This is a genomic window from Natrinema sp. SYSU A 869, assembly GCF_019879105.1.
Lineage (GTDB): Archaea > Halobacteriota > Halobacteria > Halobacteriales > Natrialbaceae > Natrinema.
This window is the reverse complement of sequence record NZ_CP082248.1, coordinates 732,262-754,860: the sequence shown is the minus strand read 5'-3', so window position 1 is coordinate 754,860 and position 22,599 is coordinate 732,262. Positions and strand designations below refer to the sequence as shown.

Below are 22,599 nucleotides of genomic sequence, written 5' to 3'. Positions count from 1 at the left end.
AGCTACTGCTGTACTGCGGTTCTTCGCTTAGCTAAAGACGGATGACGGTAACAGTGTTTTGCGGACGGTTCGAGACGCCGCAGGCGAATCCATTAACAAAAGGGCGGGCCGTCACTCGTCTCGAGGATAGGCGCTCAGCCCTAGCCGACGATGCACGCTGAGTTTCGCGTTCGATCGCTCATTGAGTGCGATACTGATCAGCGCCGAACCGAACGAGCAGGCTTCCGACAGCCAACTGAGGGCCGAATCGAGTCAGAGAGTAGCAGAAGCAGACTGACTACGACACCGGCCGGTCAAAGATCGATGGCATCCGTCCGTAGTACGCGGCCAGGAGTGAGAAATTAATGGCTAACGTCGCGAGACGAAGGAAATTGCTGGGATGGGCCATTGCGAGGACTCCTAACGAAACGAATATCAGCTGAAAGGCCCTGCGAGAGAACGGCTCTGAGACCGCCGTGAAGTACGGGGGATTGACGATGTTCAGTCCGAAGCTGATCGACATCGCGCCGAAGAGGGTGATACCAGCGGATGCGAGCGACACGAGCGTGAGCCCGTCACTGACCATTTCCGGATGGTAGAGGAACACGAACGGCAGGATAAACAGAGGGAACGACAGTTTCAGCGCTTCGATGCACGTTCTCCAGAAGTTGGATCCCGCGATTCCGGTCGTGATCACGACGGCGATCGCGATTGGCGGTGTCAATCCGGAGAGAATCGCCGAGTAGAACACGAAGTAATGGACAGCGATCTCGGCGAGAGCGAACTGTTCGATGAGCGTTGGGGCGATGAGAATCGCCACGATCGTATAGGCCGCGACCGTCGGCATTCCCATCCCGAGCAAGATGCAAACGAACATCGCCAAGATAGCCGCCATGAGCAGAGAACCGCCGGAGACGTTCATGAGGGCTAGCGAAAAGATGCCCGGCATCCCAGTCGACACGAGGATATCCACGATTCCGTTGATCGCCGCGATAATCAATGCGATCGGAGCCATGATATTCGCTCCCGATTTCGCTCCCTGGGCGGTGTTGCGGAGCGAATCGAGGAACACTGCACTAAACCGTTCCCGGTCGTCGACGACGACATTCTCCAGGAGCGGGAAGAAGACCCCCGTCGCGACCATCGACACGACCGTCACTAACGCGGATGTCATGATCGTCCACTGTGCGACGCCGAGCAGGTAGATCAAGACGACGAAGGGGATCCCGAATTTGAGTCCGTCGAAAACGAGAGCTCGAAACGACCGCGTCTCGTCGACGTAATCCTCAATCTCCATGCTCTTCCCCCCGATCTGATTAATCGCAGTGAAATGCACGCCGATAGCAACGGAGATGAAAAAGATGGTCGCAGGGAGAAGTCCTGCGACGATCACGTCGAAATACGATATTCCTAAGAACGAGGCCATCAGGAACGCGGCTGCCCCCATGATTGGGGGCATAATCTGCCCGCCAGACGATGCGACGGCCTCGATTCCGGCGGCCGTCTTCGGTTTGATGCCGCTCTCTTTCATCATCGGAATCGTGACCGATCCGGTCAGCGCGGCGTTTGCCGTCTGTGCACCGTTAATCGATCCGATGATCATACTCGCAATCACGGCCGACTGAGCGATACCTGAACGGATGTACGAGGCAGTTTTAAAGCTGATTCGGAGGATGAGATCGAAAGCTCCGTACTCGGTCAGAAGTCCAGCATAGAGGATGAATAACGCCACCCATGCGGCAACGATTCGTGTAATACTTCCGTAGAACCCCTCCCATTCCCAGATGAGAATGCTCACGACCCGGGTCCAACTGTACCCGCTGTGGTTGAGCAATCCCGGGAAGTACTGGCCGTAGTACCCGTAGAAAAGCGCCCCTAGCAACACCCCCAAGAAGGCGAGCCCGTAGGATCGATACGTAAGATACGCGAATATAGATATCATGATCACCCCCAGCAGGTACTCGTGGGGAAGCGAGTAGCCGACTCGCTCGTAGTAGAGGAGTTCGAAGTTTGTGTAGAGGTAGTACGTGAAAACCACGGAGATGAGCGCTATTAACCCGAGTACGACGTAATCTAACGTATTCTCTTCCTCGTAGGCAGCCAACGCTTCATCAAGCACGTAGATGACAATCGAACCGCCGACGAAGAGGATCGAATACTTCGCTCGCGGCATCGTCTGTTGCCAGGCATAGCGGATGACGATAGCCCAGTATATTATCGCGACCGCTATGAGAATCGATTGTAAAATTTTGTCCCAGTCCATCGGAGATTCGTGTGCTGAATTCGTAGTCATTTTTCTATGGGATGTTATACCGTGGCTCGCATGCTCTGAAAATCCCTGTGTCACTATATAAAGGTTTCTGTCATTTGTGTTGGTGATGACGATCATATTAAGTGTTCGCGCGAGTATAACGGTCGCGTTGAAATCCCGATTCTGGCCGGGAATCTCCCTCTCTGAAGGGGTAAGGGAATCTATCGCTTTCGGCCAGCCGAACAAATGGCGAATTCCATCCCGACCTCTCACCGGGATCGTTTCTCTTACCCGTCATGGACTCTGGCACCTGTCTGATCGCACCGGCAGTTCAGTGTGGAACCGGCCCCTCATTCTCGTGCAGAAGAGCCGCGCTTGAGCGCCAGTGAGGAGGGGCGGCGGCGTCTAAAAGGATACCGAGAGGACGCCGAGATAGACGAGTAGCCAGTACGCGAACCCCACTGTCCAGACGAGAATCAACGCCAGCTTCATCGGTTGATATTTCGATTCTTTGACCGATTTGAGGAATTCGTGTACGCGGTTATAGACGGGAATATCTAACGCGCGATCCTCAATGCTATCAATAGGTGCTGGATCCGCTTCAACGCTGTCCGTACCGTCAGGAGAGGAACCTGAGTGTCCATCAGAGTCCATACGTCAAGAACGAGATGAAAGCTAATAAAAGGTGGTCCCCATTCGAGTCTCACCGAGCTAGCTCAGGCTGATTCCGCTGTGGGTTCGCCGAAGACATCTACGGACTCAAACGCAGGGAGCCCCGAGACGCCACCGTAATTTTCGGTGGATCGAAACCCCATCTCGGGAAAGGTTTAATATATATCATGGTAGTATGTCACATCATCGCATGGAGATAACTAGCATCGAGCCGCGTATAGTGTCGATTCCACCGGACGGTGAGGGTGTAGTCGAGGACGGACACTTCTGGAACAAGACGAACTGGATATTTATCGAGGTCGAGACGGACGAAGGGATCGTCGGACTGGGCGAATGCAACTGGACACTATTCCGGGCCAGAACCACAGTACAGGCGCTAGAGGACCTGGAGCGATTTGCCATCGGAATGAATCCCTTCCACGTAGAGAAGTTACGCCAGCGTATGTACAACGATTACCACTTCCTCCACGTTCCCGGTCCTGTTCAAGCGATGGTCATTGGTGCGATAGAGATGGCCTGTTGGGATATCATGGGCAAAGTGGCGGGACAACCGGTATACAATCTTCTGGGCGGGAAGGTCAACGATCGGATCCGGTCATACACGTACATCCACTACAAATGGCAACCACCTGCGCCGCCAGAGGAGGCAGCCGAGGCAGCCCGGCACTACGTCGACCAGGGTTTCACTGCCATCAAGCTCGATCCCGTCCGGCCGATCGACGGCCCCAGAGACGTTCGGTACGACGAACTCGAGTACGCAGAGTCGGCGGTCGAAGCCGTCCGTGAAGAGATCGGTGACGAAGCGGACATTCTGATTGGGACACACGGACAGTTGCCCACGAATATCGCCCGCCGGCTCGCTGCTCGTCTCGAACCGTACGATCCACTGTGGTTCGAGGAACCGGTTCCGCCGGAAAACTTCGGCGAACTGCAGAAGGTCGCATCGTCGACGACCATTCCTGTCGCGACGGGCGAGCGACTGTTGACCGTCCACCAGATGTCCCAGGCTGTCGAGAACGGCGTTCGAATCGTGCAACCGAACGTGGGGCTCACGGGGATACTCGAAGCTCGGAAAATGGCCGCGATCGCGCAAGCCAACTACGCGCAGATGGCTCCATGGATGTTTGCCGGCCCGATCGCGGGTGCGGCAAGCATCCAGTTGTGTGCGTGTACGCCGAACTATCTCATGCAGGAGAGCCTCGAGTCGTGGGGCGGATTCCATAACCGGATCCTGAAAGACGGTATCGAGTGGGAAGATGGTGATCTGATCCCACCGGAGAAGCCGGGACTCGGAGTCGAACTCGACGAGTCGGCCTTCGAGTCCTACGCCAATACGTACCGCCCGGAGCCCGATCAGTACGTTCACCGCGAAGGTACCGACTGATCACCGACGGGGCTCTCCGCCTCTACCTCTTGGTTCGATAGCAGTGGAAATACTTCGGACCTTGTCGTTCGTTGCTCCTGTCCGCGGATACGAGGAACGCCCGCTCGATGAGCGCGTCAGTTATCAGTCGGCGCGAGTTTCGATGGCGGATCCTCGTCGCTCCACGGTACCTCGTCGAGTTCGTTGCCGACGTAGTCCGAGTTGAAATCATCGCTCGCGAGCACTTTGTACGCATAATGCTGGACGACACTTTTCATCACCTCACTCGCACCGCCGAGGAATCGGCCGGCCCGGACGTCGCGCTGGGTCCGTTCGATCGGATACTTGTCCGTCGTCGCGATCCCGCCCATGATCTGAATGCAGGTGTCAGCGATTTCGTGGGCCAAGTCGTTTCCATACCACTTAGCCATCGCCCCCTCCATCCGTCCGGCCGAAATACCATCTTCATCGAGCATGCGCGCTGCCCGGGTATTGAGTAGGTACGCGGCATCGAGCTTCGTTGCCATCTCAGCGACCTTGTGGTTGACTCCCTGGTACTCCGAAATGGGGCGTTCGTTGACTTCGCGGTTGCTGGTGTAGTCCGCAGCGACTTCGAGGGCCTTCTGACTCGCACCGAGACAGTAACGGGCGACGGTAAGGTGTTCGAGGTTGAGTTCGTTGGTCATGTACGGCCAAGCACTCCCTTCCTCTCCCACTATGTTCTCCTCGGGGACGTGGACGTTATCGAACGTCATCCACGCTGCGCCCGTCCCCCGGAAGCCGTGCCAGTCGGACTGATCGTCGACAAGCTGGATGCCATCGGCGTCGCCGTCGATGACGAACAGTGAAATCCCTTCGCGGTCGCCGTCTTCGCCACTCGTCCGAGCGGGCAGGAAGTAGAGGTCACCGTACTTCGCGAAATCGATAAATCGCTTCTGACCATCGAGGATCCACTCGTCGCCCACCTTCTCAGCCGTCGTATCCACGCGTGCGAGATCAGTTCCGCTCGACGGTTCCGTGTACGCCTGCGAAACGATCAGTTCGCCGTCGAGCATCGGTTCGAGGTACGCCTCCCTGAGATGTTCGTTCCCGTGGTTGTACAGCGTGTGGCCGATGTGTTGGGTCAGCGACGCTTGACAGGCGTGGACGATCGTCCCGGCGTATCCGATCGACTGTTCGGCCAGCACCGTTTCGACGAACGTCCCGCCGGGGCCGTCCTCGGATTCGGGGATTGCGATACCGAGGAAATCGTGCTCCCCCATCCGGCGCATGTACTCGGCCCAGTCTCCACGGGACTCCTCGTTATTGTCGAGATCCTCGAAGTGATCGGAGCCGAGCCGACCGACGAGGATCTCGTTCTCGAGCGTATCGATAGCGTCCGAGAGGTACTGTTGTTCACCGTCCGAGAGAGTCGTATCTTTCCCTATCATGGTAAAAGGTAACTATGCCCGAGGAATTAAAACCTCCGAGATACCAGTATTTCTACATGAATCTTATTACTCCCGGTGTGATACCGTACTGGTATGGTTGAGACTGATGTCGAATCAGTGACCGTAACGGAAGACGAGGACGTCCTCGTCATCGAACTCGATAGACCGGACAAACGAAATGCGCTGAACGTCGAACTGATCACTTCGCTGCGTGACCTCCTGTCCGAACTGAACGACGATCCGCAGCACGGAATTCTGCTGACGGGCAACGGATCCGTAACGACTGCCGGAGCGGATACAGCGATTGTCGGCGGAGACGACGAGAGACGGAAACGGGAGCTGATAGAGGGTATAAACGAAGTATACGAGCAGCTGGAGGCTTACCCCAGACCGACGGTCATGGCCGCCAAAGGCGGCGCAGTCGGCGCGGGATTTCAACTGGCGATGGTGTGCGATTTCACCGTCGCCGGCGAGGAGACGAAACTTCTCAAACCGGAAATCAAGTACGGAGTGACGTCCGGCTATTCGACAGCGATGTTAGAGACAGCGGTCGGCGGAAACATCGCTCGAGAGATCGCGCTCAAAGGCGACGCCATCCAGCCCGAACGGGCCCTCGAGTGGGGTATCGTCTCGGACGTCGTCCCGGAAGCGAACGTCGAAGATCGGGCGAGGAAGCTGCTCGACCAGCTGGTCGACTACGACCCGTCGGCGTACGCGAAGACGAAAGAAGTGCTTCGATCCGGGATCGAGCGCGACGAATTCGAGAACTACCCGTAGCGATCGCGTTCGACGGTCTCAGGTTTCTGTGTAGTCGCTGACGACGCCGTCGACGTACAGCTCTGCGATCTCGTCTTCGGAGTATCCCAACTCGGCGAGAATCGACGGCGTATGTTCTCCGAACCGCGGGACGTCATCGCTAGTGGTCGTGTAGTTCGAGAAGAGGGCCGGGAAGTCGAGTTCTGTGTAGGACCCAATCGCCTCATCGGAAACCTCTCGGACGATATCGCGGTGTTGGATCGACTCGTTCGCAAAGGCCTCGTCGACCGTTTTGACCGGGGCAGCGAGAATGTCTGCTTCTAGCAACTCATCGAGCCACGCGTCCGTCGGGCGAGTCTTCATCACAGACTGGACTCGGCTATCGACCCGCTCCTTCGACTCCTGGCGAGCCCACGGATCGTCGAGTTCGCCGGACTCGATCCAGTCGTCGAATCCGAGGATGTCACAGAACGCGGTCCAGTGCTGGTCGAGGACGTTCAACGCGACGGCACCGTCCTCGGTCTCGTAGACTCCCTGTGGGACGAGGCTCGACTTGATCTCCGGCGGTGCACTCCCCTCGGAAGAGTACTGGGCGGCCTCGTGGTTGAGAAGCGAGACGAGCCCGTCCATCAGCGAGAGATCGATGTGCGTGCCGCCGTGCCCGTTGTATCTCGATACCAATCCGGCCAGGACCGAGATCGTCGCGTACATACTTCCCGTAATGTCGGCGATGTAGATGCCGGTCAGGCTGGGTTGGTCGGCGTCGGCACTGTTCTGATGGACGACACCGCTCATCGCTTGGATGAGCGTGTCGACTCCGCCCCGATCGCTGTACGGTCCCGTCTCACCGTACCCGGACAGCGAACAGTACACGATGTCCTCGTTCAGTGCGCTGATCGTCTCGTAGCCGAGTCCGAACTTCTGCATCTGTTTCGGCCGGAGGTTCTCGAGAAGGATGTCGCTCTCCTCAGAGAGCGACTTGAATATTTCCTTGCCCCGCTCCGATTTCAGGTCCAGTCCGATGCTCTCTTTCCCGCGATTGTACTGCATGAATCTGTATGTGAGATCGTCGGGTGTCCCCTCGTCGTAGGAATGCCCCAGATAGCGATATTGGTCACCCTTATCGACATGTTCGACCTTGATAACGTCTGCACCGAGGTCGGCGAGCATGCGAGTTGCGAATGGGCCGGCAAGGTAGACACTGGTACTGAGTACTTTTACACCATCTAGCATGTGAAACACTCACACACGATGGTACAAAACAATTCGGATTTGTCAGGAAAAGTATGTTGGGGCAGCTACCGGTGGCGATATTAGACCACTCTGTTCCGCAACGACCGCTCTGTCGGCAGGCGCGAGAGATTATCCCGGAGTACTTCCCCAACTCGAACGTAGTAATCGCGCGTATGAGCTGCCGTGTGAGGGGTTACGATGACGTTTCCATCTCCCAGAGCGGCGACTCGGACGGGAGAGGTTCGGTCTCGAAGACGTCGAGCGCAGCGCCAGCGATGTCCTCCTCTCGAAGTGCCTCGACAAGCGCATCCTGATCGACGACGCGACCCCGAGAGACGTTGATGAGATAGGCGCCCTGACGCATCGTCTCCAGTTCGCGTTTCCCGATTAACCGCCTCGTCTCGTCGATGAGTGGAACAGCGAGGGCCACGAAATGGCTATCGGCGATCGCGGTTTCGAGTTCATCGGGCGGATACACTCGATCGACGCATCTGACGGGTTCGACCGTTCGCTTTACGCCCGAAACGTCCATTCCGAGGGCTGATGCACGTTCAGCTACGGCGACGCCGAGCGTGCCGAGCCCAACGACGCAGAGCGACGATCCCTCAAGCGTGTGCGGTTCGTTCCAGTTCGGCCGATCCCAGACACGGTCGCGTTGACTCCAGCGGTACCGATGCAGGAGTCGTGCGAACATGAGCATGTACCCGATAACGGTCTCGCCGACGCTGTCAGTGTGAATGCCCGTGCTGTTGGTGAGCACGATATCGTTCGTTTCCAAGTCGTCGAAGGGGAACTGATCAACGCCAGATTGAATCGAATGGAGCCAGCTGAGACCGCAGTCCAGGAAGTGATCCTTGTACGCGAAGGTCACGAGCGCATCGCACTGATCGATTTCGTCGTCTGCGACGACCTCGACGTCGGGATCCGAATCAGCGAGGTGATCGGCGAGCTCCTCGGGGGAAAGACGGTTCGTACCGATTCGTGGATGCCGAGTCGTTCAACACGCATGGCGTTACACCTCGTCGAACATCGATTCGCCTGACGCCAGGTGCTCCTCGACGGTATCCAGATCGAGCGTGAGACCGAGACCGGCACGTTCGGGTACGTTGACGGATCCATCGGTCAACACCGGTTCCTCGACGAGGTCGTGCCATTCCGGAATGTCGTACGAGTGAAACTCCAGCGCCAGGAAGTTCGGGATCGCTGCCGCGACGTGCGCACTTGCCATCGTTCCGACGGGTGAACTCAGGTTGTGCATCGCCATCGGCATCGCGTAGGTGTCGGCCATGCTCGCAATTTTCTGCGTCTCCCGCATTCCACCGACCTTCGGAACGTCGATGTGGAGGACATCGGCCGCCCCCGAGGTCACCAGCGGCTGGACCCCCTCCTTCCGAGAGTGATTTTCACCAGTCGCAATCGTCGTGGACGTCGCATCGGTCACGTCGGTCTGCACCTCGGTATTCTCGGGCGGAACGGGATCTTCTAACCACCAGACATCGTACGGTTCGATCGCCTTCGCGAGCCGCTTGGCCGACTCGACAGTGAATCCCCAGTGGCAGTCGAAGGCGACGTCGGCGCGGTCACTGACGCGCTCGGTGACCGCCTCCGCGATGGCCCGGCGGTGATCGATCTCTGGCGGTCGGAGGTGTCGGTTCGCGTAATCCTTCTCGATGCCGCTGTGGAGATCGAAGTTGAACTTGACCGCGTCGAATCCGTGCTCGTCGATGGTTCGCTCGGCTTCGTCAGCGAAATCGGCGGGATCCCATCCGCGCTCGTGTTCACAGTCGCAGTAGCATCGGATCTCGTCGCGATATTTCCCGCCCAGCAGCTGGTACGCCGGAACGTTCAGGATTTCCCAGCGATATCGTGGAGCGCGATTTCGATCCCTGAGATCGCCGACACGATCGTTCCGCCGATCGATCCCTCGAGGGTCATCCGTTCGTACAGTTGCTCGCACAGCCGATCAATATCCATCGGGTTCTCGCCGACGAGCAACGGTTTCATCCGCTCGACGTCACGAGGTACCCCGCCGGCCGGGAACGCTTCGCCGGTTCCGACGATACCTGCGTCGGTGTAAACGCGGACGAACGTCCAGAGGAAACTCCCGTACTCCCCGCTCTCTCCGACCACTGCCGTCTGTATGTCCGTTATCTCCACATCTCGCGTCTCGGGAGAGCGGTCGGCTGTCAACGCTAACCGGTCTCCTGAGAGGGTGCGTTTGATACCCATGCTACTCATTGCCAGATGAACCACCAAATAATTTACCTAGCCCGTAGACGGGACGTTCTCCCACCTGAACGGGCCCTCGAGTGTTTACGTAGACGGTCTCCTGGCCGGTAGCCGTATTCCGTCCGTATAGTCTCGCCGTAGAACGCGCGATCAGACCACCGCCGATCAAATATTATAGTCAGGTGTGAAACCCGTGTGGTATGTCACCGACAGTAACGGGCATCGAGTGTATCGAGTTCACCTATCCGATAGAGAATATGGAGAAGCCGTTGGATTCGTTTTATCCGGGATACAGCCCGGACAGCTCGTATGAGCGGACGGTATTGGCGGTTCGAATCCAGACAGACGCCGATATCGACGGCACGTTCGTCTCGTTGAACTCTCCACCGGGACCGGCACTCGCACAGATCGATTCGATCGCGCCGTATCTCGTCGGGAAGAATCCGCTCGAACGAGAGAAACACTGGAACCAGTTCAGGCTGATCCTGCGGAAGTACGATCGGATGGGAATCGGACCGATCGACATCGCCCTCTGGGACATCGCCGGGAAGTTTCACGACGCTCCGATACACCAACTACTCGGAACGTACCGGACCGAAATCCCGACGTATGCGTCGACGGCGTTCGGGGACGATAACGGCGGTCTCGATTCGCCAGCAGCGTACGCGGACTTCGCCGAAGAGTGTCTCGACGCCGGCTTTCCCGCGTTCAAACTCCACGGATGGCGAGCGAAGGCGTCGAGCCTTGACGTGGAACGCGAAGTCGACCTGATCCACGCGGTGGGCGACCGCGTGGGCGACGAGATGGACCTCATGTACGATCCGGTCGGCCAACTGGAAACCTTTGGTGACGTTCTCAAAGTCGGGAAGGCCTGCGACGAACAGGGGTTCCTCTGGCTCGAAGATCCCGGTCGCGATTTCGGCACCTCCCAGCACGGGAGCAAAACGCTGAAGAACCAAATCGAAACGCCGCTTCTCCAGACGGAGCACGTTCGGGGACTCGAGCCCCACACCGACTTCGCGGTCAACGAGGCGACGACCTTTCTCCGAACGGATCCAGAGTACGACGCCGGGATTACGGGCGCAATGAAGATATCGCGGGTCGCCGAGGGGCTCGGTCTCGACGTCGAGTACCACATCTGTGGTCCCGCCCAACGCCACTGTATCGCCGCCGTCCGAAACACGAACTACTACGAACTCGGCCTCGCCCACCCGAATCACTCGGTCACTCACGACCCGCCCGTCTACAAGGGCGAATACGGGGACGGGATAGACGCCGTTGACGACCACGGGTATGTCACCGTCCCGAACGGACCGGGCCTCGGCGTCACGTACGACTGGGAGTATATTTCCGATAAGAGCACGCGGAAGCGATCGTACGAGTAAGCACGGTAGACACCGGCGCGGAAAACGCGTCCCCCCATCCGGCATCGACTGGTGCACTCGGGTTGGAGCCGGGACGGAAACGGGATGCTCCGCATCTCTCTTCGAATTCCCGGTCCGGTGTTCGCCATCGTACTCGGCCACGTATGCTCGAGCGACTGTGCACAGCTCGTAGCTATTCCTGGATTCGACGGCAACCGCAACCGAGTTATCTATCGGATCGGGTTGTCCGCCCGTGACGGTGTATCGACCCCGGACGGACAGAACAACGAACCGTCAGCGAGACAGATAGCGGTTCGATTCCAGCGAAGAAGGGAACTGCATCTCGTCTTCAACGGCCCACTTCGTAGCTATCCTCCCAGAGGTCGTTCTCCTGGAGGAAATCGCGCGCTCCGGGGTGGAACGGGAAGTCCCCATAGACGTACCCCATGTCTTCGATGGCAGTCAGGTCGAGGTTCGTCTCCGCCGTGTTCGTGTACATTTCGCCGTTCTCGTGAACCGTCGACATGATATCGTACGCGACGTCGGCTTCGACGTCCTCAGAGAGCCACAGCGTGTGGGGCGTCGACCAGGACAGCATCTCGTCTACTCCGAGGTCCTGCTCCCAGCCCCAGACGTCCGGGGAGACGTATTCGGCTGTCATCGCGGGGTGTGAATCGACGGTCTCGTAGATGCTCTCGGACTGCTTGAGCGCTTTCAAATCAGCGCGCGCATCTTTTTCGGCGGCGTACGAGGGGAGTCCCCTGTAACTCGAACCGAGCGTCATCGCCGCGTCGATCCTCCCTTCCTCGATCGCACCTGCAGCGTCGGAACTGGACACGTTGACCAGCCGGTCCTCGATATTCTCCCAGAACGTCTCACCACTATCGAGCTCGACTTGGTTGAGAATCTGCCGGACGAGGGAGTAAAATCCCCACTCCGGATCGAGGGCCCAGATCTGGGCATCGCTGTCGATAAGGTCGTCGGTCGTTTCGAGGTCCGTATCCTCTCTCGCCAGCCACATTCCGTTGATTAGTGCGCCGGAGAAGCACTGAAGCGGTAACTGCTCCGGATCAGGCTGTTGTTCGGCGAACGGCGTCGTTCCCTCCTCGGCGAAGAGGATGCTGTAGGGACCCATAACGGCGCCTTCGAGTTCACTCTGTTCGAGGAGACGGACCGATGACGGATCGCCACCGGTCCCTTCCGGTGCAACATCGATTTCGTCGGAATGCTCGTTCATCACGCGCTGGATCGAAAGTGCGACGCCGCCGGCAATCGATCCCTCACCAGTGTGACCGATAGCGATGCCGTTCGAACCCCCGCCACTGCCGCCCATACAGCCTGCTATACCGGCCAGTCCGATCCCTGCGATACCTTTCACTACGTCGCGTCGATCGCTATCAAACCCCATGGAGCTTGTTGCCATGCCTTGCTATTTAAAAATACTGTTCAATTATTTACACTATATGCATCTCGGGCGGGACAACGCTGTATCGTCCACTGGCAGGACCAGCAGAGAAGTCGAGAGCGGTGCAGCTCGCTGAGCGGGGACCGAGGCACGCTTCCAGCTGACGGAGAGATGGTACGGACGAGCGCTAAATAATCGTGTGGCACGCTCGGGAGTAACCCGTCGTCTCGCTACGAGACTGGTCTCGGTATCCAAAGAACGGCTACGAGATGAGAAGCGACGAGGCTCCGTCCCGATGAAGAGAGATCGCGAGGGCAACGGGGCGTGGAATCCGACTACTGGTGATATCACATCGTGAACTGGACGCCAATTATTGTTACTCACAGGAAACAATAAGTGGGTGAAGCATGTTTGATAGTGGTAGGCATGACCGATTCGAACTCAGACCCCGGTTCCGGAACGAGGACGATAAAATCCGTGGAAACGTCGATAACGATACTCGAATCGTTAATGGAGTTCGAGTCGCCAAAAGTCAGCGAATTAGCTGACGCGACAGACAATTCGAGGGCAAATGTTTATAAACATCTACAGACGCTCCAGAAGCACGGGTTCGTTATGAGAGAGGAAAACAAGTATCGACTCAGTCTACGGTATCTGGACTTCGGGGGATTCGTCCGCGATCAGATCGATGGGACGAGAATTATCAAACCGAGAATGGTCGAGGCCGCAGAGAAGACGGGTGAGATAGTTCAGTACATGGTCCGCGAAGGAGGGCACACCGTGATCATATACAGAGAGTCGGGGCATCAAGGCGTCTTAACCCGTGCACGTATCGGATACCGATACCCGATTCATCAGGTCGCATCGGGAAAAACGATGCTCGCGTCCATGCCGAAGTCCGAGGTGGAGGAGATCATCGATCAATACGGACTTTTCGCTGCCACGGAAAACACGATTACTAGCAAAGAGTCGCTTTACGAAGAGTTAGAAGAAATCCGTAGTAAGGGGTACGCCATCAACAATCAGGAAAGCACGAAGGGGCTCTACTCTATCGCGGTTCCCGTCAGTACGCCGGATCAGGACGTCATCGGTGCGTGCGCCGTTTCCGGTCCAGTACACAGATTACGGAAGCAAAAGAAAACCAAGGAGGTTATCGAGACGATGAGGAGCTTGGTCAACGAGATCGAACTGAATCTCACTCATTCCTGAGAGCCGGAAGCCGGCAACGACACTCGATACCTACCTGACGCGAAAATCGTGAGAGCACCATCGTTTGTCCCCAATTGTATCGGTTCTCGCTCTCGTTCCCTCGGTGAGAGCGACCTCCATCCTCGCGACTCTCCCATTCGATTCGGATGAGAGACTGAAAATTCTCCCTGCTCGTCTTCAATTGTACAATCCCGATCTACTCGTCACTATCGCTGTCGATCGGCACAACACGCTATATTACCGCCGTATACGCGCCACCGTGTGAGTTACCCACAGTGTAACTCGCTGACAGCATAAAAAGTTGAAGTGTGAATGGGAGAGGGGATAATTTGAGGAAACATCGAGACTGTTCTCTATGCACTGCATTAAAATGGACATTATTGGAATAAATAACTATGTGTGTCTATTTCATATTAGTAACAGCCTGTCTCGACGGATACGGACCGGTGGGACACGGATCCACGTCAGAGTCAACAGTGTACGCGGGAGACCCGAGCGGAGGTCGCCCTCGGTGATCGGTATCGGTTCGGTCGGACGGACACGCGATCGGACCGAACGTGAAGCCGAACCGAAAACGGCGCTCGCGCGTTTCTGACCGGGGAACGTGACACGCAGAGTCGAAAAACGGGACAGGGACGGTTAGATCATTTCGATTCGAGGATAGCTGTCGTCCAGCACAGCCGCGTCTTCCTCGAGCAGTGCAACCACCAGATAGCCCGCATATCCCGCTAGGTAGTCGACGAGTCGTGCGATTCGGTTCGAGTCGATGGCTTCGATGGAGTCCAGTAGCATGAACGGAACGTGATCGTAGACGTCGTGGACAAGGTACCCGGCAAGAGCGAATACGAGCCCGGTCACCTCCCGTTCACTCTCGCTCAGGTGATCGACCGTGTCCTCGTAGACGGTTCCCGAACCGGTACTGCGAACGATGTGAAGGTCGAACCGATCCTTCACCACCTTTCGGCGCCTTTCTCGGACTTCGGTTTCCGTCTGTTCGATCCAAATGCGCTCGAGATTATCGTAGTCGAGTTGCTCGAGAACGGCAGCCATGTGGTTGTCAAACTCCTCGATGGCCTGCTGTTGTAAATCTTCGACATGTGTTCGAAGGTCAACTAGTTCGGTCGTGATCTCATCTTCGATGCCAGCGAGTTCTCCCTCGAGGTGACTCAGTTCAACTTTGAGCCGACTCGTTTCCCTCTGTACCTCGAGTATCTCGTTCTGATCAGTGCCTTCGAACTCGTCTACTTCCGCACCGAGTCCGTCGATCGTCTCTGAGGGCTCCGCTTTGCGCTCTCGGAGGGTCTCTAACGTCTCCTCGCGGCGGTGGATCTCGGCCTCGACGTCCGTGATCTTCTGTCGTATTTGTTCGGCTTTCCGCTGTTCGCTCTCTAGCGTCGACTTTTCGTCCTTTAATTCGTCAATCTGGCTTTTGAGGGGCTGCCTATCGCTTATCGTGTTGTTTCGGATGGTCCGCAACCGGTCGAGCGTCTCCTCGATTTGAGATCGCTCGACCTTGCTTCCACACGTCCAGCAGACGACCTCTTCAGTATCATCGACGAGTTTATCAGTGATTTCGCCACTGGGTGACCGATCGTCCTCGAACCCCTCAAGGAAGTCCGGCTGTCCCTCCTCCAAGAATTGCTCGTTGAACTGGATGACTGACTGGAGATCGCCGGCCGTCAAATCGATCCGCTGCACCTGTCCGCGGAGGCGCTGAATCTCCTGTTCGATTTGCGAAATACGTTCGTCGGAGATCTCGTCTCGACTGGGCAGGTCGTCCATCAGCTCTTCAAGCTCGTCCTCGAGGTTCTCGAGGCTCTCGCATTCGGATTCAATCCGACGCTTCACGTTCTGGAATTCCGTTGTTTCGATTGCAGCTCTTCTATCTTCTCTTCGTACTTTTCCTTCTCCTCTCGCGTTTCCTCGACTTCAGCGTCTAATTTCTCGAGTTCCGCTTCCATTTCTGACATTTTCGACTGGAATCGTCGTTTCTCCTCCTCAAGTTCCCGCTCTCCAAAATGCGTAAAGCGGTTCGGCTTGTTCAACAATGTTGAATGGTAACGAAACTGGACACACATGCGACAGTCCCAGGGCACTTGTTTTACAAGTGTATGAATGTAATTAATCGGTCTCGAGATCGATCTCTTTACGCCGGGACGTATAACATTCTCTCATCGACGAGATATTACGTTATTATTAGTAATAACCATATGATACTATTAGTCATCCACCATTCAGGATGGTTGGATAATAAGATTCCCGCCTTGACGGCCGCATTCCTTATCTTTCACGGTGAATGTCTGCCATCGGTGATAGTCATCGCGCTCTCGAGGCGAGTCTCACTGGTAGTGTCTATAGTAGACATTAGAAATAATCACTCATCTTTGGGGCCGAGAGTTGGTTGAGGGCGTTGTCGATCGCTGTTGTAAGCTCGGTAAGTGACTCAAAGAATCGGTTACTGAGAGCCGTTTGCAATTGTCTCAACACTCTTCGACTGGATTTAGTCCGGTAGAATACGCCGGTAACGTGACGAAGGCGAGGTCGTCACGGGCCGCCAGGTCCGTGACGGCCGACGCCTGAAAGTACAGTGCTCCATCTAGTACGACGATCAAGTCATCTTCAAACTCTTTGTATAACGCGAGAGTGAAATGTTTTGCATGGTCGCTAGTCACGTACTCTTCGAATCGAGCAAAAAAGCGATCACCGTCTTCGGTGATCGCGCCCAACAAACACGTCCAATCACGTTACCCAGATAATTCGACAGATGGCCGCGTGCCGCGCGGAAACCACGCGGCACGCGGCTCAATTTGGACGGATTTCTTGGTTTGATCGAGACAAACTACTGTGGCGTCCATTTCCCGCCGCTTTTTTGAGTTCCTCGCGGAATGTTTCTTGCTCGTTAGCCTCTGACTCGGCAGCTGTACGGCGTGGTTTTTGATAGCTCAATCCCGCTTCTTTGAGTAACCGCCGGCAACTCGGGATTGAGTATTCGTCATCGTACATTTCGTCGAGATACTGCTGGACGAGCGCTGGCGTCCACGCCGGTGCGTCAACCCCAACTTCCCTAGGAGATTCGTGGATAGTTTCTTCAAATTCTTGTTGCTCGTTTTCTGAGAGTTTTCGGTTTCTCCCAGATCAGTGAGCATCAGTAACGGCCTGCTCAAGCGACTCGGCACCGACGAGTCGCTTGAGCCAGCTATAGATCGTCCGTCGCTGAACGTCGTACCACTCGGCTAGTTCAGTCTGCGTAACGCCGTTTTTGTACTATTGCTGCTAAGAGACGTTGTGTCGGCTTCTTTCCCTCCACGTTGTCGAGAGCATCTTGCAATTCCTCGACAGAGATCTCGTCGAGATGATCCACTGCGTTTGGCAACAGTCTCTGAGTAGAAAGTTCTAACTGTTACTATATCGGCCTTCAGTCAGGAGAGTATCGATCCGCATCCGTCGGGGCTCGCCCTGATTATCGAACTCGAGGTCGGCCCCGTTCTTCGCGAGCCACTCTAGAAGGGAGAAGACTCGGCGACGTGATCGGCCAAGCCCATGATGTGCTGCATCCGATCGGCGTAGCTCTCGATCGCGTACTCGGCGGGCTCGACGAGCGCTCGCAGTTCCTCGCGGTACTTCCGGGCCTGGAACGATACGCCGCCCTAGTTTAACTCGAGCATCTCGCCGAGGTCGTCGATCGCTCGATAGATCGTCGCGGGATGCTTCCCAGCTGGTCGGCGAGATCGTCGACGGTCGCACCGCCTCAGTCACAACTGTCTCGGACACGTCGCGAGCGATCTCGCCCATATCTCGCAGCGTCGTCATCAACAGGTGGTCTGTCTTCGCCTCGAGGCGCGGCGGCGGGTCTTCGTACAGTTCGCCCGGCTCGTCTCGAGCGACCGCGTCGAAGTGGTCGTCCGCGACGTAGACGCTGCTGCCGTCGGGACCAAGCGAGATGTCTTCCCAGTACAGCGCGTTCAACAGCGTCTCCTTGATCTGCTCGGTCACCTCGTGACGATCGGCCCATGCCTCGTTGTCGTTCATCGACTTATTCACCAGAACCTCCACCTTCGGATGGTACGATGGGGACTCATATCGGTGATAGGCTATGGAAATATTTATTTATTCCAACTACTAAAGAGATGATGTTAGGTATGGAATCAAGTGGAATACTACGTAACATACTCAATACGATAGCTGGAGGCCAGACTGCCGACGCGTGGTTTCTCAGACAGACGACCAGCCCCAGTACGTCTGGACTGGCTTACAAAGCAGTGACTGGGCTGATAGCCCATTGCAATATCACCCGTCGTGGGAGCAACTCCATGTGGGATGAGCTGTCCGAATCAGCGACTGAGATCGTTGATCTCGAGACGCTGCTGGGAACACGACGTCCAAATATCCACCATTATGAGTGATACTTCACCTCGTGAGTCATCCGAATCGGTCACCAAATGCCCTCATTCGGTATTCAGTTTCTCGACCCGGACTCGCCGGTTGTTCGGCCAGATTAGGTCAACAATCCAGCCACTGGCAGTGTGGCTCGTGTTTTTGATCGTCATCTCTGGGTCAGTAGCTGCGCAGTCGGAGGTCGGAGACGTCTACTGTGGGACCGGTGTCGAGACTGGAATCGGGATCGTCTTTGGCGCCGTTGCCGGTCTCGGACTTCCTGCAACCGGATTCTACGTTGGTCGGTCTGGTCTTTCATACATGCGTGCTGGTGGGAATCCAGAGAAGAAGAACCAAGCCAAGGAGAGGCTCGTAATGTCGGGTATCGGGTTCGGGATCATCGTCCTTGCCCTGATCTCACCAGAACTCATCGACAAGGTCGGCAGTCAGATGGGATTTGGCTTTTCAGACTGTGTGCGGCCGTTCTAACCCACTAAACGGCGCATTTGACTGAAGCCAATGACCACGCCACGTCCGATCGTCATCGCCCTTACGCTCCTCGCTGCGAGCGGGGGCATTGTTTGCCTGACTGCAGGAGCCTCTGCAGCTGAGCCAAACTCGAGTACGGTGATCCCCGATGACGGACCTGCGTATGGTGTGAGCGAGACGCGGTTCCCACTGTTGTGGTCGGAAGACCTCGAGCAGAGGAACCGCTCGAGTGACGAATTCGAGGCCAACGTGTCCTCCGCTGCGGAGTTTTCCACCCGACTTGCTGGCTCGACAGACGTTCCGTTCGAACAACCGATGGGAGACGTCGAGACCTGGAACAGCGGTGATATTCAGGACTTTGCTCCCGGCGACGAGGAAACGTCGATTCATCCCGAGGGTGCACAACTCGAGAACGGGCTCTACATCAGGGATGCGTATGCGAGCATCGTTGCAGTCCAGCCGTCGACGGTGTTGCATTCGGGGAATAACTCCACCCGATACATCGCTCCAGACGGAGAGATCCTCGCGATTACCGATTATCGAGTCCGTGTTCCGGACGACGATCCCAATGGATCGGTCCGCGACCGATGGTCGATTGCCGAGACTGATATCGACAGTGTCGAACTACAGGTGGACGATCGGGTCCTTGACTCCGACAATAACCATCGATCCACACTCGAGTACAGTGGGCTGTCAGGGACGCAGAACCTCTCCATCGAGGTTGACGTTTCTGTTCGCCTTCGTCACGAAATGCGAACGTGCGAGGAGTACAACAGTACTACAGAGTCCTGTGGCGGAGAGTGGGAGATTGAAACCGAATATCCCACTGAGCAGGTAACAGCAGCCGACTCTCGCCAGACAGTCGTTACTCAATTCGACGAGAGTAGCGGAACACGAGTGACGTTCGAGAGCGACGAGAACCGCACCGGTGTCGTCGTCCATCCAGGTACCACGTGGTCAGCAATCGATATCGACAGTGAGACTCGTCTTCGAGGAAACTGGCGGTTCTACTCCGCCGGAGTCGACGGCTGGCAGACGATGGTGTCCCGGACAGAGACGGACACCACCCGCACGGATTCGACCGTTCGCCCAGCACAGGTCCATGCCATACCCACGCAAAAACAACCGGATATCTCGAGCACGGCGACGGATAATGCTGAGCCACCAGTAGCGATCGAAGAGACGTGGGGAAGCGAACAAGAGGGGCCATCACTCCCGAACAGGATCGATATTGCGACTGCCGATCGCTATGTGAACACGACATCGATCGCTGTCCAATCGCGAACGCTTCCAGTAGCAACCGTCGATGAAGTGGCCGTTCACGGCATCGTTCGCGGCCAGTCACGGACAGTCTCGATCGATGATAACGGAACCGTTCGCGAAACGAACCTCGAGTTGACGGTCCTCGAAGCGAACTCGACAGGAGTCCTCGTTCAGGCAACGGTGACAGAGAACGCGACCAGCGATCCGATTACGACTGGGCGAGTCGAAGTCGGTAATCAGTCGGCCGCTGTGAACGCCAGTGGAATGGCCGTTCTCGAACTTGAGGGGCGGCCGTCCTTGCTCGTTGATGGTCAGTACGTCCCAGCGGAGTGGTGGCGTGCAGACCACCTGTACGGCACAGCGGAGGACCGTGCGAAGGTTCCCCCGAAGTATCCTGCCTTCCAGAAACTCGTTCAGTTAGTCCTCGTAACGCTCCTCTGGTTCCTGCCGGTCGCGCTAGCCGTTTACGGCTTTGACTACCTGTCTGGAGGCACGTTTCTCGGACTTACAACTCAACAATGACAGAAGACACTCATACGGACGAGAGTCGTATCGCTCGTCGATCAGTCCTCGCTGGCCTCGGCGTGAGTACAGCCGCTCTTGCTGGCTGTACGTCGGAGTCCGATTCCCCGAACAATAGTACAGACGGGAATGGAATTAGTGCCGACGGGAGCGACGTATTCAATTCCGTCAAGATCGTCGAAGAGAGTCTCGAGATCGAAGTAACCGATGATGCTTCGGTCGAGTTCATCAACCTCGTCGATCCGGATGGTGAACTCCACGATCAACAGCGTCTCGAGACTGGCGAAACCAAGACGTCGTTCGAAATTTTCGGAGAATCAGATGAGACTCCTGCCGGAGAATATGAGTTAATTGCCCTCGATGGAGACCAACAGCTCGGTACGACAACGATCACGCTCAAGGCAGATTGTACGATCACGGACGTGTTGTGGGCGGCAGAGAACCCCGACATGGACTGGGACAAGAATTCGCCTGTCTGGGATGAGTATGCAGCTGTCGTAATCAAGAATAAAGGAACAATTCCATCGTTGCTCACCGAACTCGAATGGGCAGGGGCACCAGTCGCCCGACTACAGTCCAAGGAATCGCAGTCGTACTACCATGAAACGCGCTTGCCGCCGGGAGAGACTACAGTCTATTCTAAGAGATCAGTCTATGCGACAGACGGTGCAGTTCACTCGCTAGACTGTAGCGAACTTGAGACAGAACCGATGACTGTCACGGCTGTTGTTCAGGTCGGATCAGACCCATCATACACTCAGCAAATCAAGTACGGAGGCGACCAGTCATGTGAAATCACCATCGGCGATGGCAGCTCTACTGAATCCACACCTAGTGAGGGTGAGAATTGAATGGCATGGCTGCAAGAAGAGGTTGAGAACGCAATCGAGAACGTCATCGAAGATTTCACCGATGCCCTTCTCGGTCTTGTCAATAATATCTATGAAGCGGTTTTAGGACCTATCGTCGGAGTTCCAACCCCAAAATCGGATTCGGGATATATGGTTGTTGGAGTTCCAGACAACACGCCATGGGAGAGTCTGTATCAAGACGTGTACCTCTCGTATATCATGCCGTTAGCGATCATGATGACAGTCATCGGCTTTGCGTTTGTTGGTCTCCGAGCGGGTTCGATGAGCGAGTATCGGAGAAAGCAGCTCCTGCGACGACTTGGACTTGTATTCATGAGTACCTTCGTTTGGTTTCCACTGGTATCGATTCCGCTGCAGTTCATCGACGCAGTCGGAATGACGATAGCCCCGACTGACGAGATGTCAGCAGGGCTCGGTGGTCTTATCCAATCCTCTCTTGGAGGCACGTTTGCCATTCTTGCGATGGTCGTCATATCGAACTTCTTCTTGGTCATCGCAGGATTCGTTGTTGCTCTCCGCTGGATCGCTCTTTGCGTATTAACGCCAATAATGCCGTTGCTGGGCGTTCTCTGGTCAATGGAAGCCTGGCCGTTTAGTCCAGCGGCGAACATGGCACGTCAAGCTGCAGGTGTCTACCCGGGATTAGTGCTTGCTGGGATTCCGCCAGCGATCCTCTTCCGAATTGGATGGGAGGTGGGCGGGCTCGAGACCTCGGTTAAGGGTCTCTTTTCGTTATTCATCGGACTAGCACTGATCCCTACAGCGATTATTGCGATGGTCATGACGGTCTACTGGAGTAGCCCGGCAATGCGGACCATCGCCCAGAAAGGTGTTACCGCAACGAATCCTGCAGCAGCCAAATCTGGGGCTGCGAAGGCAAAGCGCACCTCTGGAAAGGCTGTCCGTGGTGCTCGAAACGTCCATCGTGGATACGCAGACAACCAGGTTGGTGCTGTAACGAAGAGCGGCCAGACGACACTCGAGAGCGGTAACTCGAAAGCGTACAAACTCGGCTCCTCGGCTCGCTCAACGAAGACTCACGCCGGCCGATACAACAACCTGCGGAAGTCGAAGACGGGTCGCATGCGTGACAAAGCCGCAGATGATGCCCGCAAGGCGACACAGAAGACATCGACTCGAGCGAAGCGTGGATTCAAAAACACGAAAGAGAAGGTCTCGAGGTGGTGA

The 22,599-nt window shown here is 56.3% G+C and carries 17 protein-coding genes and 3 pseudogenes; 9 read left to right on the top strand and 11 right to left on the bottom strand.

Annotation, left to right across the window (positions count from 1 at the left end; genetic code table 11):
• Positions 1-277 precede the first annotated feature (277 nt).
• Positions 278-2,368, bottom strand: coding sequence for a TRAP transporter fused permease subunit (locus K6I40_RS07495; RefSeq protein WP_222914107.1), 2,091 nt, complete (start codon positions 2,366-2,368; stop codon positions 278-280).
• A gap of 267 nt (positions 2,369-2,635) precedes the next feature.
• Positions 2,636-2,884, bottom strand: a complete 249-nt coding sequence (locus tag K6I40_RS07490; RefSeq protein ID WP_222914106.1) for a hypothetical protein — start codon at positions 2,882-2,884, stop codon at positions 2,636-2,638.
• Positions 2,885-3,092: 208 nt separating this feature from the next.
• Here K6I40_RS07490 and K6I40_RS07485 point away from each other — a divergent pair, with 208 nt between their 5' ends.
• Entirely contained in the window at positions 3,093-4,286 is a 1,194-nt protein-coding gene (locus tag K6I40_RS07485; protein WP_222914104.1) for a mandelate racemase/muconate lactonizing enzyme family protein, read from the top strand.
• Positions 4,287-4,402: 116 nt separating this feature from the next.
• Here the strand turns inward: K6I40_RS07485 and K6I40_RS07480 are convergent, their stop codons facing one another.
• Positions 4,403-5,695, bottom strand: a complete 1,293-nt coding sequence (locus K6I40_RS07480) for an acyl-CoA dehydrogenase family protein (RefSeq protein WP_222914102.1) — start codon at positions 5,693-5,695, stop codon at positions 4,403-4,405.
• Positions 5,696-5,788: 93 nt separating this feature from the next.
• On the opposite strand from K6I40_RS07480, the gene K6I40_RS07475 reads away from it, so the two are divergent.
• Positions 5,789-6,472, top strand: coding sequence for an enoyl-CoA hydratase/isomerase family protein (locus K6I40_RS07475; protein ID WP_222914100.1), 684 nt, complete (start codon positions 5,789-5,791; stop codon positions 6,470-6,472).
• An 18-nt stretch (positions 6,473-6,490) separates the two neighbouring features.
• On the opposite strand, the gene K6I40_RS07470 is transcribed toward K6I40_RS07475, so the two are convergent.
• A complete protein-coding gene (locus tag K6I40_RS07470) occupies positions 6,491-7,684 on the bottom strand; it encodes a CoA transferase (RefSeq protein ID WP_222914098.1) in 1,194 nt (397 codons plus the stop codon).
• A 193-nt stretch (positions 7,685-7,877) separates the two neighbouring features.
• Entirely contained in the window at positions 7,878-8,462 is a 585-nt protein-coding gene (locus tag K6I40_RS28970; RefSeq protein WP_345779383.1) for a D-2-hydroxyacid dehydrogenase, read from the bottom strand.
• A gap of 39 nt (positions 8,463-8,501) precedes the next feature.
• Between K6I40_RS28970 and K6I40_RS28965 the strand changes: the two genes are divergently transcribed.
• Positions 8,502-8,726 carry a hypothetical protein gene (locus K6I40_RS28965; RefSeq protein WP_345779382.1) on the top strand — a complete coding sequence of 75 codons (225 nt, stop codon included), beginning with the start codon at positions 8,502-8,504 and terminating at the stop codon, positions 8,724-8,726.
• Here K6I40_RS28965 and K6I40_RS07460 read toward each other — a convergent pair.
• Positions 8,697-9,922, bottom strand: a pseudogene (locus K6I40_RS07460) (mandelate racemase/muconate lactonizing enzyme family protein). The gene K6I40_RS28965 and the pseudogene K6I40_RS07460 sit on opposite strands and share 30 nt — an antisense overlap.
• Positions 9,923-10,113: 191 nt before the next feature.
• Between K6I40_RS07460 and K6I40_RS07455 the strand changes: the two are divergent.
• Positions 10,114-11,298 carry an enolase C-terminal domain-like protein gene (locus K6I40_RS07455; RefSeq protein WP_222914096.1) on the top strand — a complete coding sequence of 395 codons (1,185 nt, stop codon included), beginning with the start codon at positions 10,114-10,116 and terminating at the stop codon, positions 11,296-11,298.
• A 328-nt stretch (positions 11,299-11,626) separates the two neighbouring features.
• On the opposite strand, the gene K6I40_RS07450 is transcribed toward K6I40_RS07455, so the two are convergent.
• On the bottom strand, positions 11,627-12,685 hold the full coding sequence (locus K6I40_RS07450; protein WP_222914094.1) for a TAXI family TRAP transporter solute-binding subunit: 1,059 nt from the start codon (positions 12,683-12,685) through the stop codon (positions 11,627-11,629).
• Positions 12,686-13,108: 423 nt separating this feature from the next.
• Between K6I40_RS07450 and K6I40_RS07445 the strand changes: the two genes are divergently transcribed.
• Positions 13,109-13,891 carry an IclR family transcriptional regulator gene (locus tag K6I40_RS07445; protein ID WP_222914092.1) on the top strand — a complete coding sequence of 261 codons (783 nt, stop codon included), beginning with the start codon at positions 13,109-13,111 and terminating at the stop codon, positions 13,889-13,891.
• A gap of 639 nt (positions 13,892-14,530) precedes the next feature.
• Here the strand turns inward: K6I40_RS07445 and K6I40_RS07440 are convergent.
• The 4 genes and pseudogenes from K6I40_RS07440 to K6I40_RS07425 all read right to left on the bottom strand — a co-directional run.
• Positions 14,531-15,739: an archaea-specific SMC-related protein gene (locus K6I40_RS07440; protein ID WP_222914091.1), complete on the bottom strand. Its 1,209-nt coding sequence runs from the start codon at positions 15,737-15,739 to the stop codon at positions 14,531-14,533.
• Complete coding sequence (locus tag K6I40_RS07435; RefSeq protein ID WP_222914089.1) at positions 15,736-15,936, bottom strand: hypothetical protein; 201 nt, start codon at positions 15,934-15,936, stop codon at positions 15,736-15,738. Before K6I40_RS07435 ends, K6I40_RS07440 begins: the two co-directional genes overlap by 4 nt.
• 319 nt (positions 15,937-16,255) lie before the next feature.
• Positions 16,256-17,252 (bottom strand): annotated as a pseudogene (locus K6I40_RS07430) (IS630 family transposase).
• 56 nt (positions 17,253-17,308) lie between these two features.
• Positions 17,309-17,968 (bottom strand): annotated as a pseudogene (locus tag K6I40_RS07425) (DNA-binding protein); the annotation flags it as partial.
• 405 nt (positions 17,969-18,373) lie between these two features.
• On the opposite strand from K6I40_RS07425, the gene K6I40_RS07420 reads away from it, so the two are divergent.
• From K6I40_RS07420 to K6I40_RS07405, 4 genes are read left to right on the top strand one after another with little or no spacing between them, the layout of a single operon-like run.
• Positions 18,374-18,754 (top strand): pilin, encoded by a 381-nt coding sequence (locus K6I40_RS07420; RefSeq protein ID WP_255681498.1) that lies wholly within the window; start codon positions 18,374-18,376, stop codon positions 18,752-18,754.
• Between the two features lie 30 nt (positions 18,755-18,784).
• The gene (locus K6I40_RS07415; protein ID WP_222914083.1) at positions 18,785-20,539 is read left to right on the top strand and encodes a hypothetical protein; all 1,755 of its coding nucleotides are present in this window, start codon (positions 18,785-18,787) and stop codon (positions 20,537-20,539) included.
• Positions 20,536-21,390: a hypothetical protein gene (locus tag K6I40_RS07410; protein ID WP_255681534.1), complete on the top strand. Its 855-nt coding sequence runs from the start codon at positions 20,536-20,538 to the stop codon at positions 21,388-21,390. Before K6I40_RS07415 ends, K6I40_RS07410 begins: the two co-directional genes overlap by 4 nt.
• Positions 21,391-22,599, top strand: a complete 1,209-nt coding sequence (locus tag K6I40_RS07405) for a hypothetical protein (RefSeq protein ID WP_222914080.1) — start codon at positions 21,391-21,393, stop codon at positions 22,597-22,599.

Coding starts and splice junctions, on each gene's coding strand:
- K6I40_RS07495 (WP_222914107.1), bottom strand. CDS start 2,368: ATGATCGTCATCACCAACACAAATGACAGAAACCTTTATATAGTGACA.
- K6I40_RS07490 (WP_222914106.1), bottom strand. CDS start 2,884: ATGGACTCTGATGGACACTCAGGTTCCTCTCCTGACGGTACGGACAGC.
- K6I40_RS07485 (WP_222914104.1), top strand. CDS start 3,093: ATGGAGATAACTAGCATCGAGCCGCGTATAGTGTCGATTCCACCGGAC.
- K6I40_RS07480 (WP_222914102.1), bottom strand. CDS start 5,695: ATGATAGGGAAAGATACGACTCTCTCGGACGGTGAACAACAGTACCTC.
- K6I40_RS07475 (WP_222914100.1), top strand. CDS start 5,789: ATGGTTGAGACTGATGTCGAATCAGTGACCGTAACGGAAGACGAGGAC.
- K6I40_RS07470 (WP_222914098.1), bottom strand. CDS start 7,684: ATGCTAGATGGTGTAAAAGTACTCAGTACCAGTGTCTACCTTGCCGGC.
- K6I40_RS28965 (WP_345779382.1), top strand. CDS start 8,502: ATGGAGCCAGCTGAGACCGCAGTCCAGGAAGTGATCCTTGTACGCGAA.
- K6I40_RS07455 (WP_222914096.1), top strand. CDS start 10,114: ATGTCACCGACAGTAACGGGCATCGAGTGTATCGAGTTCACCTATCCG.
- K6I40_RS07450 (WP_222914094.1), bottom strand. CDS start 12,685: ATGGGGTTTGATAGCGATCGACGCGACGTAGTGAAAGGTATCGCAGGG.
- K6I40_RS07445 (WP_222914092.1), top strand. CDS start 13,109: ATGACCGATTCGAACTCAGACCCCGGTTCCGGAACGAGGACGATAAAA.
- K6I40_RS07415 (WP_222914083.1), top strand. CDS start 18,785: ATGACCACGCCACGTCCGATCGTCATCGCCCTTACGCTCCTCGCTGCG.
- K6I40_RS07410 (WP_255681534.1), top strand. CDS start 20,536: ATGACAGAAGACACTCATACGGACGAGAGTCGTATCGCTCGTCGATCA.
- K6I40_RS07405 (WP_222914080.1), top strand. CDS start 21,391: ATGGCATGGCTGCAAGAAGAGGTTGAGAACGCAATCGAGAACGTCATC.